Below are 14,656 nucleotides of genomic sequence, written 5' to 3'. Positions count from 1 at the left end.
GGCCGACCCGTCGGCCGACTGGGGCGGTGCGAGGTGCGTTGGCAGGAGAGAGCCGACATGTCGGGAGCGGGCTACACGGGCGCTTGAATTCGGTCCGCGACCGCCCGCCACTCCAGTTGGGCGGCCAGCGGCGTCACGGTGACGCCCGCCTCCTGGAGCAGCCGTAGGTGCCGGTCGTAGCTCGGGTGGGCGGCAAGCTGCGCCTTGACGTTCGGAAACGCGTACACCGGGACCCCAGCGCAGAGCGTCTCGTTGAGAAGGCCGAGCGCAAGCGCGTCGTTGATCCCCAGCGCCCATTTGTTGATCACGTTGAACGTCGCCGGCACCACGGCAACGACATCCGCTGCCGGATGCAACTCCGGCTCGCCCGGCTTCCGCCACTCCACTCGCACCGGATACCCCGTCTGCCGCGCCAACGCCTCCGGATCGATCCAGGTCGCAGCCGTCTGCGTAGCGGTGAGGCAGACAGTCCATCCGTCCTCCTGCAGCAGCTCGATCAACTCACCGATCCGCAGGACGGGAGGAGCGGCACACACCACCAGAGCCAGCACACCTCGCTGAGTCACGCCAATAGCCCAGACCGCTCCGCCAGAGACCGCAGCCCCGGCGTCGCCGCTCGCCGCTCCTTGGCCAACAGGTCGAGCAACAGCGCCCGCGCCTGTACGTTGGCGTGAACGAACTCGGCGGCCACCCGCTCGGCTTCGAGCAGGTGCAGCACCGAGATCGACCGGTCGCCGGTCGACATCAGCGCCGCTGCCGCCAGGTCGACGTGCACCTGTGCCCGTCGACCGACCAGCACCGCCGGCAACCGTGACGTGTCGAGCCGCGATCCGATCTCCAGCGCCTGATCCGCATTGCAGGCCCGGACTGCGGCGGAGACCGCGTGGATGAGGACGTTCGTCGGACCGAAGCCGGTCCACAGCCGGTTGTGGTCTGAGCCGAGCATCATCGCCAGTCCGCCGGCCTGCGCAAGGAACTGGCCCGCTTCTTTCGGGTTACCCTGTCCGGCCGCCATCACGGCAGCCAGCAGCAATAACGCCCCTTGCGCAGAGAGCAGATCCGGATCGTCAACCGCACCAAGGCGGTTGATGCTGGTCAGGACGACCTGCTCGGCCTCGGCCGGTCGACCGGGCAGCCGCATCAGCCCGCATGCCGCCTGGTAGGCAGCAACGGCCGCCAACGCCTGGTCGTCCGCAAGCCGCGCGGCGATGGAGGCGCGATCGGCGGTTAGCAGGGCGGTGTCACCGTCACCGACCTTGGCCGCCAGCTTTGAGGCAGCGATATACGCGGCAGCGAGCAGCCGGAAGGCGTTGCTGCGATGCAGTCCGGTGGCGGCGCCAGTCAGGGCTGTCGCCTGGCTGAGCACGTCCGGCACCAGGCGAGCGGCCGAGGTGTAGCTTGCCCGCTGGTAGAGGTTGTGCACGCGACCAACGCCCCGCCGTACTTCGACGAGCGACGGCATCGGTCCGCCGGGAGCCGCCAGATAGCTAGTGAGGAAGGTGCGGAGGTCGTTCAGCAGCTCCGGCCGGGCGGCGCCGGAAGCTGGACTACGAGCGTCTCTTCCCATGGCCTGCCCTCGATGTGCTGCCACCGACACGTCGACGAGCATGTCGTCGAGCTGTCCGAGCGTAACCCCCAATGCAGCTGCTATACGGGTTCGATGCCACGGCTGAGGGTCCGTCTCGGCGTTCTCCCAGCGCACCACGGTCGACCGTTCCACGTCGAGAAGCTCGGCCAGGCGTTCCTGGCTGTATCCGAGGGCCTTGCGCCGTTGGCAGAGCCGGTGTCGCTTCAGGGCCACGCCTGATCTCCCTCCATTCTGTCGCAACTGTAGTAACAGTCTGTCGATTGGGCAGGTAGGCAGATGCCTCACTTCTGCGTCATAGAGGCTTCTCGGGCGCTGTAGCTCCTGATCAGGCCGAACCCGAGGCTGATCGCATGGCCCGGGGCGGGTGCTGGGCGCCGGCCGCGTCGTTCCCCCGTACGGCGGCGGCCGTCCCCGCCCGCCCCGGCGCCACTCCACGCACCCCATCGCCGGAGGCGCCCACCGATGTCCGCCCTACTCGCCGATTTTCCCGTGCAGGCTCCGGTCACCGACGAGGACCTGACGCTCGCCGCCCACGCGGTCCGCGTCCACGCCCCCGAGCCGTGGCCGCAGGGCCTGCTGTGCCGCAGCGAACGCGTCCCGTACCCGTGTCGCCTGGCCCGCTGGGCCCACGCCACGATCCACGCTGCCGGCCTGACCGAGGAACAGTTCGGGGAGTTGGCGTGACGAAACAGGAGATGCCCGAGGCCGTCGCCCGCTGGCTCAGCCTTGTCGCGGCGGACGCGGAGCTGTCCCCATACCTGATCGGGGTGGACCGGGACCGGCTGAAGGAGCAGGTGGCCATAGCGTTGGCCTCCGGCACGGAGTTGCCGCACCTCGGCTGGTCGGAGGCCGAGCACCGCCGCGCGGAGAGTTACCTGCGGCGGCGCTCGTTCTGGGAGCAGGTCGAGGACCGCTGCCCGGGCCTGCTGCCCGAACGGGACGCCCCGCTGATCGAGGCCGCCCTGCGCCGGCTCACCGACCGGCCCGACCGCCCCGAGAAGCTGGCGCTGCTGAACGTCCTGGGCCGCGCGTACCGCCGCTTCGGCCTGCGACCAGAGCACCAGACGGTCATCGACGACGCGCTACGGACCGCTGTGCCCTGGCAAGAAGTCGAGCGGGCAGCCACAAGAGCAGGGGACGGCCCGGCCTGGTGGCCGGTCGAGGTGCTCGACCACGACCTGGCCTGCGACCGGGTTGCCGTCATCACGGTACGGCCGTGGCGGCGGCTGCCCTACCGGCCCGGCCAGGCGGTGCCAGTCTGCACGCCGCGCCGGCCCGGCCGGTGGCGCTGGCTGTGCCCGGCGAACGCGCCGCGCCCCGACGGCACCGTCGAGCTGCACGTTCGCGCGGTCCGCGGCGGCGCCGTCTCCACCAGCCTGGTCCATCAGGTACGCCCGGGAGAGCTGCTCCACCTCGGCCCCCCGGCGGACACCGGGCTGAGCCTGCACGACGAGGACCTGCTGCTGATCGCCGGCGGCACCGGGCTGGCGCCGCTGCGCGCGATCGTCGAGCAGGTCGCCGCCGCCCCGGATGGCCGGCGCGTGACGCTGGTCGCGGGCAGCCGTGACGTGGCGAGCCTTTACGACGCGATCACCCTCGACAAGCTCCAGCAGGCCCACGACTGGCTGACCGTCGTGCCGGCGTTCTCCCACGATCCGTTCGCCGAGCCGGGGGAGCGGGGTGACGCGCTGACCGTCGCCCTCGAGCATCATCGTGCCGGCCAGCAGGTGTACGTGTGCGGGCCGCCGGCGATGCTGGCCGGGTCACGGTTGCGGCTGCTCACCGCCGGGGTACCGGGCGAGCGGATTCACCTGCCGGAACGGATTCCGTGGCGGTGACCGTCTACCGCAGCCGGCACGCCCTGCGCGGTCCGCTCACCCAGGACCGGATCGCCGCGCTGGCGTTGCCGTTGACCCGACGATGGCGGCGCGGCTATCGGGTCGACGAAGTCGATGCCCTGCTGCACCGCCTTGCCTTCGAGTTGCAGCGGCGTACTCGCGAGCGGGACGAGATGCGGGCGGAGAACCAGCGGATCAAGGGCGCCCTACGGGCGTGGCAGTCGGAGCAGCGGACGTACCAAGCTCCGTGATCCCACGGTTGACTCGCGGCCCAGTCGTAGGTGCCAGCCCGGATTCCGGCCCCACCGCACCCGCTGGCTCCGTCCAGACGGTATGAGCAGCCCGGTCGTCGGGCTGCTCATACCATCCAGGCCATCAGGATTCCCGTCGATGCAGGCCGGGCCCGGTGGGGCCGGGGAACTCTTGGTCGTGGCGGGTGTCGATGTAGGGCAGGTCGACCAGGCGGCGACGGCCGGCGCCGAGACCGATCAGATGCCACACCTGCTCGGCGGGGCTGGCGCCGGTGGCGGCGCGTAGGTCGGCAGTGGTGGTGGCGATGAACGCTCTTGGCGTGGTGCCGGTGAACCGGTGGTGCAGGCTCGCCTCACGTCGGGCCGACGGTAGGTGGAACAAGACCGGCCATGTCCAGCTGCTCATCGCATACAAGCGCTCGTACTTGGCGATCTTCTCGGTGAGGATGTCGAGGCGTTCGCGGCCGGTGTCGTATTCGAGGAAGAACGGCACCGAACGGTCCTGCTCGGTCCACACCCCGGCGCCGTCCGGGCGGGGGAAGTGGCTCGGCCCGTGGACCATGATCTGCGGGTCTTCGCCTTTGCGGTAGAACACGCCCGGGTCCAGGCGGCTGTTGGGATGGGTGCGGGTGTGGGCGGCGAGGTCGATGAAGACCTGGTTGCCGCCGAGCAGATGGGGCAGGTCCGGGCGCGACGTGAGGGACTGTTTGCGGCGGCGGGCCTGGTCCCGGCGTGGTGGTCCGAGCCCGCGTTGGGCGCGGACGTGGTTGTAGCCGAGCTGGTCCAGCAGGTAGTGGTACGGGTAGGAGCCGCCGTCGGGTTTGTTGGGCCGGAAGCGGTCCACCGCGCGGAGGACGGTGAGGCGGCGTAGCCGGCGTTGAGCGAAATCGAGGGACGGGAACAGGGCGGCGGCGATCTGGTCGGTGGTCAGCAGCCCGTGGTCGTAGAGCCAGCCGAGGAGGCGGTCGTCTCGGGCGGTGATGCTGGCCTGCAGGCGCAGCAGCGGATCCGGTGCCGGTAGCGGTTTACGCATGGGCGGCCCCTGGGGGGACACCCCACCCATGAGGGTGTGTCTGGAACCCATCAGGGTCGGTGAGAGCGGGCCTGACCTGGGCTGTAAGCGAGTACGGGGGGTCGGCTTGGGGGTCAGTATCAAGGCGGACGGTGAAACGGGGATCGACACCGACACCGGCATGGCCGGTCACACCGCTGTGAGCATGGTGTGAGAGGGCGTGTGATGGGGGCCGGTGACAGCGTTGGTGGCGCGGGTGCGGGTCGTCGAGATGGATCAGCACGCTCGTTGCTCCTTGGGAGGATCGGGATGCGGGTAGAGGGGCAGTAGGCGCAATGGCTGCTGCGCCGTGGCGGGCGGGGCGGTGTTCGCTCTGACAGGTCGGGTCAGGTTCTGTCCGGAGGCGGGCTTCCTGACAGGCGCTGGTCTGACAGGGACGGCCTGGTCTGACAGAAGTCGCCGGTTGTGGTTCTGTCACGCGGCCTCCTGATGTGACAGATTCGGCGAGGCCGGGGCCGGTGCGGTGGCCTCCGCGCGTAGGACGCGCACGAGTGCTGAGGCGGTGGCGTTGGACAGGTGGTGCCCGTCCGCGCGAAGTTGCCGGGCGAGTTCCTTGCGGGACAGCGGTGTCCCGTGGGTGGCGAGCTGTTGGGCGGCGGTCCGGGCGGCCGGGACCAGCGCGGTGATCTCCGGGCCGCGGTCCCGGACCGGCGGGCCGCCGCCGCGGCGGTCCGGGACCGCCGGGTCCTGGTCCGCTGTAGCCGGGACCGCGGTGGTGCAGTCCGGGACCGTGGCAATGCTCATGGGGACCGGCAGCGGCGGTCCGGGGACCGGCTTACGCGTGTCCGGGACCGTCGCGTTCACGACCAGCGGTGCTACTGGCTCGCCCGGTGTGGGCCGGGCGGCGTGGTCGAGTGGGGCGGGGTCGGCACGGCCGAGGGCGATCTTCACCATCGTCAGGAAGCCGAGCGCGGGCAGCGCGGCGGCGACCCAGCCGATCACCGACGCTTCGGCCTCCACGACCTGGGCCGCGAGGGACAGGAACACCGCCACGGTCAGCACGGTCGCCGGGAACGCGACGCTCTTACCTAGGCGCCGGTTGCGGCGCAGTTCCAGACCGGCGGCGATCGAGGCCAGTTCCAGGACAACCGCGTCGGCCCAGGCGAGCCAGCCCGGCTGGCCGTGCGCCGCCGCGACGTCATGGACATGGCGGAACGAGGCTGCGCCGGCCGCGCCGCCGATCAACAGCATGATCAGAACCTGGATGCGGTTCTCCAGCCGCTCCCGCCCCGACCGCATCTCGTTGGGCAGGTCAGGCGGCCGCTGCTCAAATGGTGCCAACGGCCCACCACCTGTCGACACGTCGTCCGGGTAGAGCCTCGAATGGCGCCGCCCCGGGCAGGCCGGCCGAGGAGGCAGCCGCCGACCTATTCGTATTGATGTGGGTTGAGATCATCTCTCGGCTCCAGCTTCGTTTATAGGGATTCAAGAGCGACGGGGGATGCCGCCGAGACCGCGCCTACCCCACAGAGCCAGTTCTCGGGCAGGCGCGTCCCCTGCCCCGGGGCTGCCGGCAAGAGCGGACCGCTCGTGCGTGCAGGGGTCGGCAACGACCTCACTGCGGTCGAACCAACGAACAATCCAGACGCCGCGCAGGAGCAGGCAGTCGGGCATGAGCTGTGGCCACAACCCGTACTGCAGGCTGAGGTCAACGGGCGGACACGGGGGCAGACGGCCAAGCCGAGCCATCAGGACTCTCGCCACCGGCAGCGCCCAACAAGCGCCACAGTGGCGCGGCTCAACTCGCCGACGGGCGAACCTTCATGCGGGGCCTCCCATCTCTCGACGTCCTCCGCAGCGCCGGCGCGAACAACAGCAGGCACCCCGTCCCTACAGTGCCTGCGCGCGCCTCTTGTGGCCGACCCCGTCAGCCGGCGATGCGGGAACGCATCCAGTACGCCCCTGGAACACCCGTCGAGTCAACCTCGTTTTTCGGGCAGTTCGGTCACCGAACCTTGACGGCAGTCCGGTGGAGTGCAATTTCCCAGTGGTCGGTCCAGGCGCTCTCGACGGCGTGAAGTGTCACCACACGTCCGTCCGGGCCTGGCCAGCGCCACCCGTACAGGTATCGCCGCTCCTCCCGAGTAGGCGTCCGCCGGTGCTCGTCCTTCTCCGCACGCCGCCGGCTGGCGAAAGCGCTCATCTCGGCGAGCTGTACCTCACGGCTGCGTTCCACCGTCTCCAGCGCCGCGATCAAAGCCACGTCGTCGCGCTTGAGATCGCCTGCGGTGCTTAGCCATGACCATGTCGCGGTGAACCCGATCGGGCAGTACATGCTGACCGCGCACCTCAGCGCCCCGTACCGCTCGCCGTGTGTCCGAGCTGTATCACGGACGCGACGGGCGTAGGTTCCGAAGCTCACGGGGCGATTATCGAGGTCGGTCGACGCGCAGCTCACACGATTTCAGCACCCGGCTCCGGCCCGTTCGACGGTTCGCGCCCTCAGCTCGCCATCCCACTCGGCCGGATCATCGTGTCGTCATTGGACATCCGGCGTTCCTGCCCGGCGAGCGGCCAAGATCGCTGGGGAGTCTGGGACACGGCCACCGGACAGCGCCCCGCAGCGTCGCGCTGGCCAGCATCCGGTGGGCACCGGAGCGGCCGCCGCCACCTTATGCTCCGGCAGTGCGCGCGCAGGGCTTCCACCATCGGTTCCGCCCGGGCGGCGCTGGCGGGGTTTGTGCTCGCTGCCCTGACACTCACTGCTTGTGGGTCGCCCGCGGCTCCTGGCACCCGGCCCACCGCCATCGCCGACCCGGCACGGCAGGAGGACCCATCCGCCCCCGCCATCCACTGCGAATGGGCCGGCCCCGCCGGCTGGTACGACCCCACCTACTGCCAGCGACAAGCGGACGACGAACGGCGTCGCAGCAAGCTCACCGCCGAGCAGCGAGCTGAGACGGAGGTGGCGGCCGAGGCAGTCGGCCAGGCGATCGGGCGGACGAGGTCTGAGTGTCCCCAGCCGATCAGTGAGGAATGCCTGGCGCAGCAGGCGCGCCGGCGGATGTCTCCGCCCAGCGACAGCCCGGAGCAGGTCACCGACCGGGTCCGGCGGGCGCTCACCACCACCGGTTACCCCGACATCGTGGTGAGGCAGGCCGGGCCCATGGATCCGGCACCCCGGGACGCCATCGTCTACGCCGTGCGCGCCGGCCGCGGTTGCGTGGTGGGCTACCTCGACGCAGGCGGTCGGGGCGGCGGGCAAACACGCGTGCTCGGCACCCTGCCGCACGGCCAGTGCCTCGACTGAACAGCCCGCGGAGTGGATGTTCCAGCGGGACCGGCGGCGGGGGAGCTCCGGTCAGTTCCTTCGCACGCAGAACTCGTTGCCGTCCGGATCGGCCAGCACGACGGTGCCGTCGTCACCGACCTCGAGCGGAGTGGCCCCGAGAGAGACCAGCGGGTCGACCTCCGCCTGCTGGTCGCGACCGGCCGGGGCGAGGTCGAAGCGCTGCCGGTTCCGCCCCTGCTTCGGGGCTACGGGCGGTCCGCCCCACGCGATCTTTGTGCCGCCGTGCGGTGACTGGATCGCGGTCTCCTCGTTCTGGTCCCACACCAGCGGCCAGCCGAGCGCCTCGCTCCAGAAGAGGCCGACGTCCCGGGTGCCTTCGCAGGTGAGCTCCCCGAGGAAGCCGCACCCGGCGAGGTAGTTGTTGCCCGGCTCGATCACGTCGAACTCGTAGCCCTCGGGGTCGGCCAGGACGACATGCCCCTCCTCGGGGCGCTGCCCGACGTCGAGGTGACTTCCGCCGAGCCTCAGCGCCGTCGCCACCGTCTGCTGCTGGTCGTCGAGGCTGGCGCTGGTCAGGTGGAGGTGCATGCGGTTCGGCCGCACCATGTGCGCGCCGCTGCGGGCGAACCGGAGACTGAGCTGGGTTTCGTGTCCCGGCAGGAGCACACCACCGGCGTCCTCGACGATCTCCCGGCCGAGCATGCCGGCCCAGAACTGCGCCACGCGACCCGGATCACCCGCATCGAAGGTCACCGAGCGAAGTCGAGAGTTCATCGCCCCACGCTAGGCGCGGGCCAGCAGGGCAACAAAGCCATTTTGGCCGGCACCGGACCTTGGCCCGCGCGACCGCGTCGGCCTTGTCACGGGCTCCCGCCGCCCACGCGGTGTAAAAGTTTCTAGACACGGTGTCAAAGACGCCTTACTCTAGGCGTGTCAAGGATTCTTTACATCGGGAGTCGGTCATGACGCATGAGGAGAAACGCGCCTGGACCATGCTGGTGGTCAGCGTCGTCGGGTACGTGGTCTACGCGGCGGTCGTCCTGAGCCGGGTCGACGGTGGGCCGCTCTCCACCACCCCCTACGCCGGCGTCCTCCTGTGGACGGTCGGCGGCGCCATCATCGCGAACATCGTGGCCGAGATCGGGATGGGCGTGGTGAACCCGCGGGCGTCCCGCGTCAAGGACGTTCGCGACCGGGAGATCGGGCGGCTCGGCGACCATGTCGGCCAGGCGTTCGTGGTCATCGGCGCGGTGTCGGCGATGCTCATGGCGTTGGCCGAGTGGGACTGGTTCTGGATCGCCAACGTCATCTACCTGTGCTTCGTCCTGTCGGCGGTGGTCGGCTCCCTGACGAAGGTGATCGTCTACCGCACCGGTGTCCCGCAGTGGTGAAGCCGACCCACGTCACGAACAACATCCGCGCACTGCGCTTCGCGCATGACGAGATGACCCAGGCCGAACTCGCCGAGCGGATCGGCGTGACCCGGCAGACCGTCATCGCCATCGAGCAGGGCCGCTACTCGCCCTCGCTGGAAATGGCGTTCCGGATCGCTCGCGTGTTCGGCGTACGGCTCGACGACGTGTTCCAGTACCCAGAGGAGGCGGCACCATGAAGGCCATCGTCCAGGACACCTACGGCCCGGCGGACGTGCTCCAGCTGCGCGACATCGACCGGCCGGCCATCGGCGACGAGGATGTCCTCGTCCAGGTCCGCGCGGCCGGGGTCGACCCCGGAGTCTGGATCTTCATGGCCGGCCGCCCCTACCTGGCTCGGCTGGCGAGCGGGTTGCGCCGGCCCCGGGTGCCGGTGCGCGGCCGGGACCTGGCCGGGGTGGTGGCCGCGGTCGGCGCCCGGGTGACCCGGTTCCGGCCGGGCGACGAGGTGTACGGCACCAGCCTGCGCGGCTCGTACGCCGAGTTCGCGAGCGCACCGCAGCGGCGACTGGCCCGCAAGCCGGCCAACGTGTCGTTCACCCAGGCCGCCGCGGTGCCGGTCTCCGGGATGACCGCGCTGCGCGCCGTACGCGACAGCGGCGAGGTGCGCCCGGGGCACCGGGTGCTGGTGATCGGCGCATCGGGCGGTGTCGGGTCCCAGGCCGTGCAGATCGCCAAGGCGTACGGGGCGACGGTGACCGCCGTCTGCGCCCCGGCCAAGGCCGATTTCGTCCGTTCCCTCGGCGCCGAGGACGTCCTCGACTACACGAGCGAGGAGGTCGACCGCGACGGCCCGGTGTATGACGTGGTCATCGACACCGGCGGTGATCGGCCGTTGTCACTGCTCCGGCGTGCGCTCACCCCGCACGGGACGCTGGCGCTGGTCGGCGGCGCGTACGCCAAGGGCCCGATGCTCAGCGGCTACGACCGGCAGATGTTCCGCGCGCCGCTGCTTTCCCTGTTCGTCGGCCAACGGCTCCGCAGCGTGAGCGCCGTGGAGCGGGCCGAGGACCTGGACGAGCTACGGAATCTGATCGAGTCCGGCGCGCTCACCCCGGCGGTCGACCGCGCTTACCCCCTTGCCGAGGCAGCGGACGCGATCCGGCACCTCCGGAACGGGCACCCGACAGGAAAGGTCGTCCTCACCATCTGATTGCTGGCTCGACCACCCGGGGCGCCGCCCTGGTCACCGGCCAGACCTCGCTGCAGGCGACCGGGCGGGACAGCGGCGCCCTGCTGGAGGTGACCGCGCAGGGGTGCGTGAGCACGACCTCGACGCTGACCGACCAGAACGGCGAGGAGCTGCCCGTGCGGCCCGGCCTGTTCGGGGTGACCGGGCGGTATCCGCTGACAGCGGACGGCCAGATCGTCGTGCCGGACGGCTCCGGCAGCTTCTTCGACCGCAACCCGCGTACCATCGCCGGCACCACGCGGGACGGGAAGATCGTCCTCGCGGCCATCGACGGCCGCCAGAGCACCAGCGTCGGCGCCACCATGGATGAGACGGCTGCTGTTGCCCAGGCGCTCGGGATGTACGACGCGGTCAACCTCGACGGCGGCGGCTCCACCGCGATGTCCGTCGAGGGCGCCCTGGTCAACCACCCCAGCGGGTCGACCGAGCGGGCCGTCGGCGACGCGCTCGTCCACGTGGACGGCCCCTACCAGAGCGGGAACTGACTGCCGCACGAGAGCAGCCGCGGGCACTCCAGACAGATCCAGGGGCGGCCGGCCCCGACCGACGGGCGCCGGCCGCCCCTCCGCACGCCGTCACGCGGCGTTGGGCGGTGCCAGGGTGCGCAGGACATCGAACTCGTTCCCTTCGGGGTCGGCCATGACCACCCAGCTCCGGCCGGGGCCCTGGCCCACGTCCACCTTGGCGGCGCCGAGGCCGAGCAGCCTGGCCACCTCGTCGTCGGTACTGCCATCGATCGGGCTGATGTCGAGGTGGAGCCGGTTCTTCACGGTCTTGCCCTCGGGCACCCGGATGAACACCAGGGTGGGCGGCATCTGGCGGGCCTGAACTTCCTCGACGGTCGGCTCCCAGGAGCCGATCTCGACCTTGTCCTCGCTCCGGTCGATCACCTTAAAGTCCAGGGCCCTGCACCAGAAGGCCGCGAGCCGCTCCGGATCGTGGCAGTCGACAACCAACTCGGTGAACCTACTGACCATTGCTCCCCCAGACAGTGCGGACGGGGGCTCAGCCTACGAAGACGGAGCCGTTCGTGGAACAGCTCATCCTCTCCGCCGACACCACGCGCGGTCAGCGACCGCGCCGGGGCCGGGCCGCGGCGCCGGCGCCTCGACCCCTGAGGGAAAACCCGGACCGATCCGGGAGCTGTCCCCCGATGACCTGGCCTGGGAACCTGGCTAGCGTCGGTCGGGAATGGACAGTCGACACCACGGGGAGGATGTCCGATGATCCCACCGCACCCGCAGCGAGCCGCCCGATGAGGGCCCGGCGGCTCGTCGCCGCAGCCACCGCCGCCGGCCTGGTCGCCGCCGGCCTCACCGCCACCGCCGTTCCGGCCGTCGCCGCCGGCGACGGCTACTCGGCCCTGATCCGGCGCGCCTCGTACGGCGTACCGCACATCACCGGCCGCGACTTCGGCAGCCTCGGCTATGGGGTCGGGTACGTGCAGGCCGAGGACAACATCTGCATCATCGCCGAGCAGGTGGTGACCGTCCGGGCGCAGCGCTCGCGCTGGTTCGGGACCACCGGCGACAACGCGGCCAACGTCGTCCTTGATCTGTTCCACCAGAAGGTCATCGACGACCGGACCGTCGAGCGGCTGCTCACCGGCCCGCGCGACGGCGTGCACTCGCCCTCCCAGGAGGTACGCGACCAGCTGCGCGGCGTCGCCGCCGGCTACAACGCCTACCTGCGCCGCACCGGCGCGGCGAATCTGACCGACCCGGCCTGCGCCGGCAAGCCGTGGGTGCAGCCGATCACCGAGCTGGACCTGTGGCGGGTGCACTGGACGAACATGGTCCGGGCCAGCTCCGCCGCCCTCGCCGACGGCATCGTCGCCGCCGCCCCGCCCGCCGGCAGCACCCCGGCCCGCCCCGGCGAGCTCACCGGCACCCGGCCCGCCCCGAAGTCCGCGGCCCTGGTCGCCGCCGCCGACGGGTCGCCGGCCGGGGTGGGCAGCAACGCGTACGGCCTCGGCAGTGACGCCACCGCCAGCGGGGCGGGCATGGTGCTGGCCAACCCGCACTTCCCGTGGGACGGCCCGGACCGCTTCTACCGCATGCACCTCAAGGTCCCCGGCCGCTACGACGTCGAGGGCGCGGCCCTGATCGGCGACCCGTTCATCGAGATCGGGCACAACGGGCGGGTGGCCTGGAGCCACACCGTCTCCACCGCCCGCCGCTTCGCCTGGCACCGGCTCACCCTGGTCCCCGGCGACCCGACCAGCTACCTCTACGACGGCCAGCCCCGCAAGATGACCACCCGCACGGTTACCGTGCAGACCTCCGGCGGGCCGGTCAGCCGTACCTTCTACGACACCCACTTCGGCCCGGTCGTGGTGGTGCCCGGCAGGTTCGACTGGACCGCCGACACCGCGTACGCGATCAGCGACCCCAACGCCGCGAACAACCGTGCCCTGGACGGCTGGCTCGCCATGGGACGCGCCGGGTCGGTGGGTGAGCTGCGCGCGGCGCTGGACCAGCGGCAGTTCCTGCCCTGGGTCAACGTCATCGCCGCCGACCGCGACGGCCAGGCCCTCTACGCCGACCACTCGGTGGTGCCCCGGGTCACCGACGACCTCGCCGCCGCCTGCATCCCCGCCCCCTTCCGATCCCTGTACGCGAGCAGCGGCCAGGCCGTCCTCGACGGCTCCCGCTCGTCGTGCGAGCTGGGCCGGGACCCGGACGCTGCGGTGCCCGGCATCCTCGGCCCGGCGCGCCTGCCGACGCTGGTCCGCAGCGACTACGTGACCAACTCCAACGACAGCTACTGGCTGGCCAACCCCGCCCAGCCGCTGGCGGGCTTCCCGCGGATCCTCGGCGCCGAGCGCACGGAGCGCAGCCTGCGTACCCGGCTCGGGGTGCATCAGGTGCGGCAGCGGATCGCCGGCACCGACGGGCTGCCGGGCACCGGGTTCACCCCGGCCAACCTGTGGGCGGTCACTCTCGGCAACCGCGCGTACGGCGGTGAGTTGGTCCGCGACGACCTGGTGGGGCCTGCACCGCCCACCCGGTCGCCACCGCCTCCGACGGCACCCCGGTCGACCTGACCGGCGCGTGCGCCGCGCTGCGCGGCTGGGATCTGCGGGTGAACCTGAACAGCCGGGGCTCGCACGTGTTCACCGAGTTCGCCCGGGCCGGGGGCCTGCGCTTCGCCGACCCGTTCGACCCGCACCGGCCGTTGACCACGCCGAGCCGGCTGGCCGTCGCCGACTCGGCGGTGCGGACCGCCCTGGCCGACGCCGTCCAGTTGCTCGGCGGCATCCCGCTCGACGCCCGCCTCGGCGACATCCAGACCGAGCCGCGCGGCGCCGAACGGATCCCGATCCACGGCGGCTGGCCGGAGGCCGGCGTGTTCAACATGACCATCAACGTGGTGGAGCCCGGCGTCGGCTACCGGAAGGTGCAGCACGGCACCTCGTTCCTGATGGCCGTCGAGCTGGGCCGGGACGGGCCGTCGGGCCGGCAGATCCTCACCTACTCGCAGTCGGCCAACCCGAACTCGCCCTGGTACGCCGACCAGACCCGGCTCTACTCGGGCAAGGGCTGGGACACCATCAAGTTCACCGAGAAGCAGCTCAACGCCGATCCGAACCTGGTCACGTACCGGGTGGGGGAGCGGCGCGCCTGACCTGGGGAGGGTGCGGGCCGGCGGTGTGCCGTCGGCCCGCACCCGGCCCGGCGCACCCAGTCGGCGGGCGGCTGACTCGCGACGCCATTCGACCCCGGCGACAACGCCCCGATCGAACGGCTCCGAGCTGCCATTCATCAAAGTCCGCCCGTCTTGCCGGCGACCGCCACGTGCGAAACATGTCCTACCCGGCGTAAGAACCCCTGGGGTCCCTAAGAAACGTTAGGGAGTCGGGATAGGTTGATCTTGCCGATGGGTTCCTGTCAGGTCGGGTTTCCGCAGCTCAGGCGCCTGACAGAGCAGATCGACAAGACTCGTGTGGGGCCTCGAATCGCCGACGCCCCCAACCGAGCCCCCAATGCCGCACCCAGCCGAGCCCCCATGCGCGCTGACAACCACAGGGCCGGATCGGCCGCGACGAGC

General features: G+C 71.1%; 14 protein-coding genes and 2 pseudogenes. 9 read left to right on the top strand and 7 right to left on the bottom strand.

The window, feature by feature from the left end:
* Positions 1 to 71: 71 nt before the first annotated feature.
* Together ACGFI9_RS22955 and ACGFI9_RS22950 are read right to left on the bottom strand one after the other, a co-directional pair.
* The gene (locus ACGFI9_RS22955; RefSeq protein WP_393180786.1) at positions 72 to 536 is read right to left on the bottom strand and encodes a flavoprotein; all 465 of its coding nucleotides are present in this window, start codon (positions 534 to 536) and stop codon (positions 72 to 74) included.
* 26 nt (positions 537 to 562) lie between these two features.
* A complete protein-coding gene (locus ACGFI9_RS22950) occupies positions 563 to 1,801 on the bottom strand; it encodes a helix-turn-helix transcriptional regulator (protein ID WP_393180720.1) in 1,239 nt (412 codons plus the stop codon).
* Positions 1,802 to 2,050: 249 nt separating this feature from the next.
* Here ACGFI9_RS22950 and ACGFI9_RS22945 point away from each other — a divergent pair, with 249 nt between their 5' ends.
* The 3 genes from ACGFI9_RS22945 to ACGFI9_RS22935 are packed head-to-tail and all read left to right on the top strand — an operon-like array spanning position 2,051 to position 3,677.
* Positions 2,051 to 2,272, top strand: a complete 222-nt coding sequence (locus ACGFI9_RS22945) for a hypothetical protein (RefSeq protein ID WP_393180718.1) — start codon at positions 2,051 to 2,053, stop codon at positions 2,270 to 2,272.
* Positions 2,269 to 3,426 carry an FAD-binding oxidoreductase gene (locus tag ACGFI9_RS22940; protein ID WP_393180716.1) on the top strand — a complete coding sequence of 386 codons (1,158 nt, stop codon included), beginning with the start codon at positions 2,269 to 2,271 and terminating at the stop codon, positions 3,424 to 3,426. The genes ACGFI9_RS22945 and ACGFI9_RS22940 overlap by 4 nt, the downstream gene beginning before the upstream one ends.
* Positions 3,423 to 3,677 carry a DivIVA domain-containing protein gene (locus ACGFI9_RS22935; RefSeq protein WP_393180714.1) on the top strand — a complete coding sequence of 85 codons (255 nt, stop codon included), beginning with the start codon at positions 3,423 to 3,425 and terminating at the stop codon, positions 3,675 to 3,677. The genes ACGFI9_RS22940 and ACGFI9_RS22935 overlap by 4 nt, the downstream gene beginning before the upstream one ends.
* Before the next feature lie 124 nt (positions 3,678 to 3,801).
* On the opposite strand, the gene ACGFI9_RS22930 is transcribed toward ACGFI9_RS22935, so the two are convergent.
* The 3 genes from ACGFI9_RS22930 to ACGFI9_RS22920 form a co-directional block, all read right to left on the bottom strand.
* Positions 3,802 to 4,710, bottom strand: coding sequence for a replication-relaxation family protein (locus ACGFI9_RS22930; RefSeq protein WP_393180713.1), 909 nt, complete (start codon positions 4,708 to 4,710; stop codon positions 3,802 to 3,804).
* Between the two features lie 453 nt (positions 4,711 to 5,163).
* Entirely contained in the window at positions 5,164 to 5,988 is an 825-nt protein-coding gene (locus tag ACGFI9_RS22925; RefSeq protein WP_393180784.1) for a DUF2637 domain-containing protein, read from the bottom strand.
* 706 nt (positions 5,989 to 6,694) lie between these two features.
* Positions 6,695 to 7,111: a hypothetical protein gene (locus tag ACGFI9_RS22920; RefSeq protein ID WP_393180711.1), complete on the bottom strand. Its 417-nt coding sequence runs from the start codon at positions 7,109 to 7,111 to the stop codon at positions 6,695 to 6,697.
* A gap of 642 nt (positions 7,112 to 7,753) precedes the next feature.
* On the opposite strand from ACGFI9_RS22920, the gene ACGFI9_RS22915 reads away from it, so the two are divergent.
* Entirely contained in the window at positions 7,754 to 7,999 is a 246-nt protein-coding gene (locus ACGFI9_RS22915; protein ID WP_393180709.1) for a hypothetical protein, read from the top strand.
* A 51-nt stretch (positions 8,000 to 8,050) separates the two neighbouring features.
* Here ACGFI9_RS22915 and ACGFI9_RS22910 read toward each other — a convergent pair whose 3' ends face one another.
* A complete protein-coding gene (locus ACGFI9_RS22910) occupies positions 8,051 to 8,755 on the bottom strand; it encodes a VOC family protein (protein ID WP_393180707.1) in 705 nt (234 codons plus the stop codon).
* 188 nt (positions 8,756 to 8,943) lie between these two features.
* Between ACGFI9_RS22910 and ACGFI9_RS22905 the strand changes: the two genes are divergently transcribed.
* From ACGFI9_RS22905 to ACGFI9_RS22890, 4 genes and pseudogenes are all read left to right on the top strand, one after another.
* Positions 8,944 to 9,372 (top strand): hypothetical protein, encoded by a 429-nt coding sequence (locus tag ACGFI9_RS22905; RefSeq protein WP_393180705.1) that lies wholly within the window; start codon positions 8,944 to 8,946, stop codon positions 9,370 to 9,372.
* 23 nt (positions 9,373 to 9,395) lie between these two features.
* A complete protein-coding gene (locus ACGFI9_RS22900) occupies positions 9,396 to 9,593 on the top strand; it encodes a helix-turn-helix transcriptional regulator (protein WP_255352245.1) in 198 nt (65 codons plus the stop codon).
* Positions 9,590 to 10,567 carry an NAD(P)-dependent alcohol dehydrogenase gene (locus ACGFI9_RS22895; RefSeq protein WP_393180703.1) on the top strand — a complete coding sequence of 326 codons (978 nt, stop codon included), beginning with the start codon at positions 9,590 to 9,592 and terminating at the stop codon, positions 10,565 to 10,567. The genes ACGFI9_RS22900 and ACGFI9_RS22895 overlap by 4 nt, the downstream gene beginning before the upstream one ends.
* Positions 10,564 to 11,091 (top strand): annotated as a pseudogene (locus ACGFI9_RS22890) (phosphodiester glycosidase family protein); the annotation flags it as partial. The gene ACGFI9_RS22895 and the pseudogene ACGFI9_RS22890, both read left to right, overlap by 4 nt.
* A 90-nt stretch (positions 11,092 to 11,181) precedes the next feature.
* Here ACGFI9_RS22890 and ACGFI9_RS22885 read toward each other — a convergent pair.
* The gene (locus ACGFI9_RS22885) at positions 11,182 to 11,583 is read right to left on the bottom strand and encodes a VOC family protein (RefSeq protein ID WP_393180702.1); all 402 of its coding nucleotides are present in this window, start codon (positions 11,581 to 11,583) and stop codon (positions 11,182 to 11,184) included.
* 278 nt (positions 11,584 to 11,861) lie between these two features.
* Between ACGFI9_RS22885 and ACGFI9_RS22880 the strand changes: the two are divergent.
* Positions 11,862 to 14,233: pseudogene (locus ACGFI9_RS22880) on the top strand (acylase).
* The last annotated feature ends 423 nt before the right edge of the window (positions 14,234 to 14,656 follow it).

This window comes from Micromonospora sp. NPDC048930 (assembly GCF_043197935.1).
Classification (GTDB): domain Bacteria; phylum Actinomycetota; class Actinomycetes; order Mycobacteriales; family Micromonosporaceae; genus Micromonospora.
This window is presented reverse-complemented; position numbering and strand designations above follow the sequence as displayed.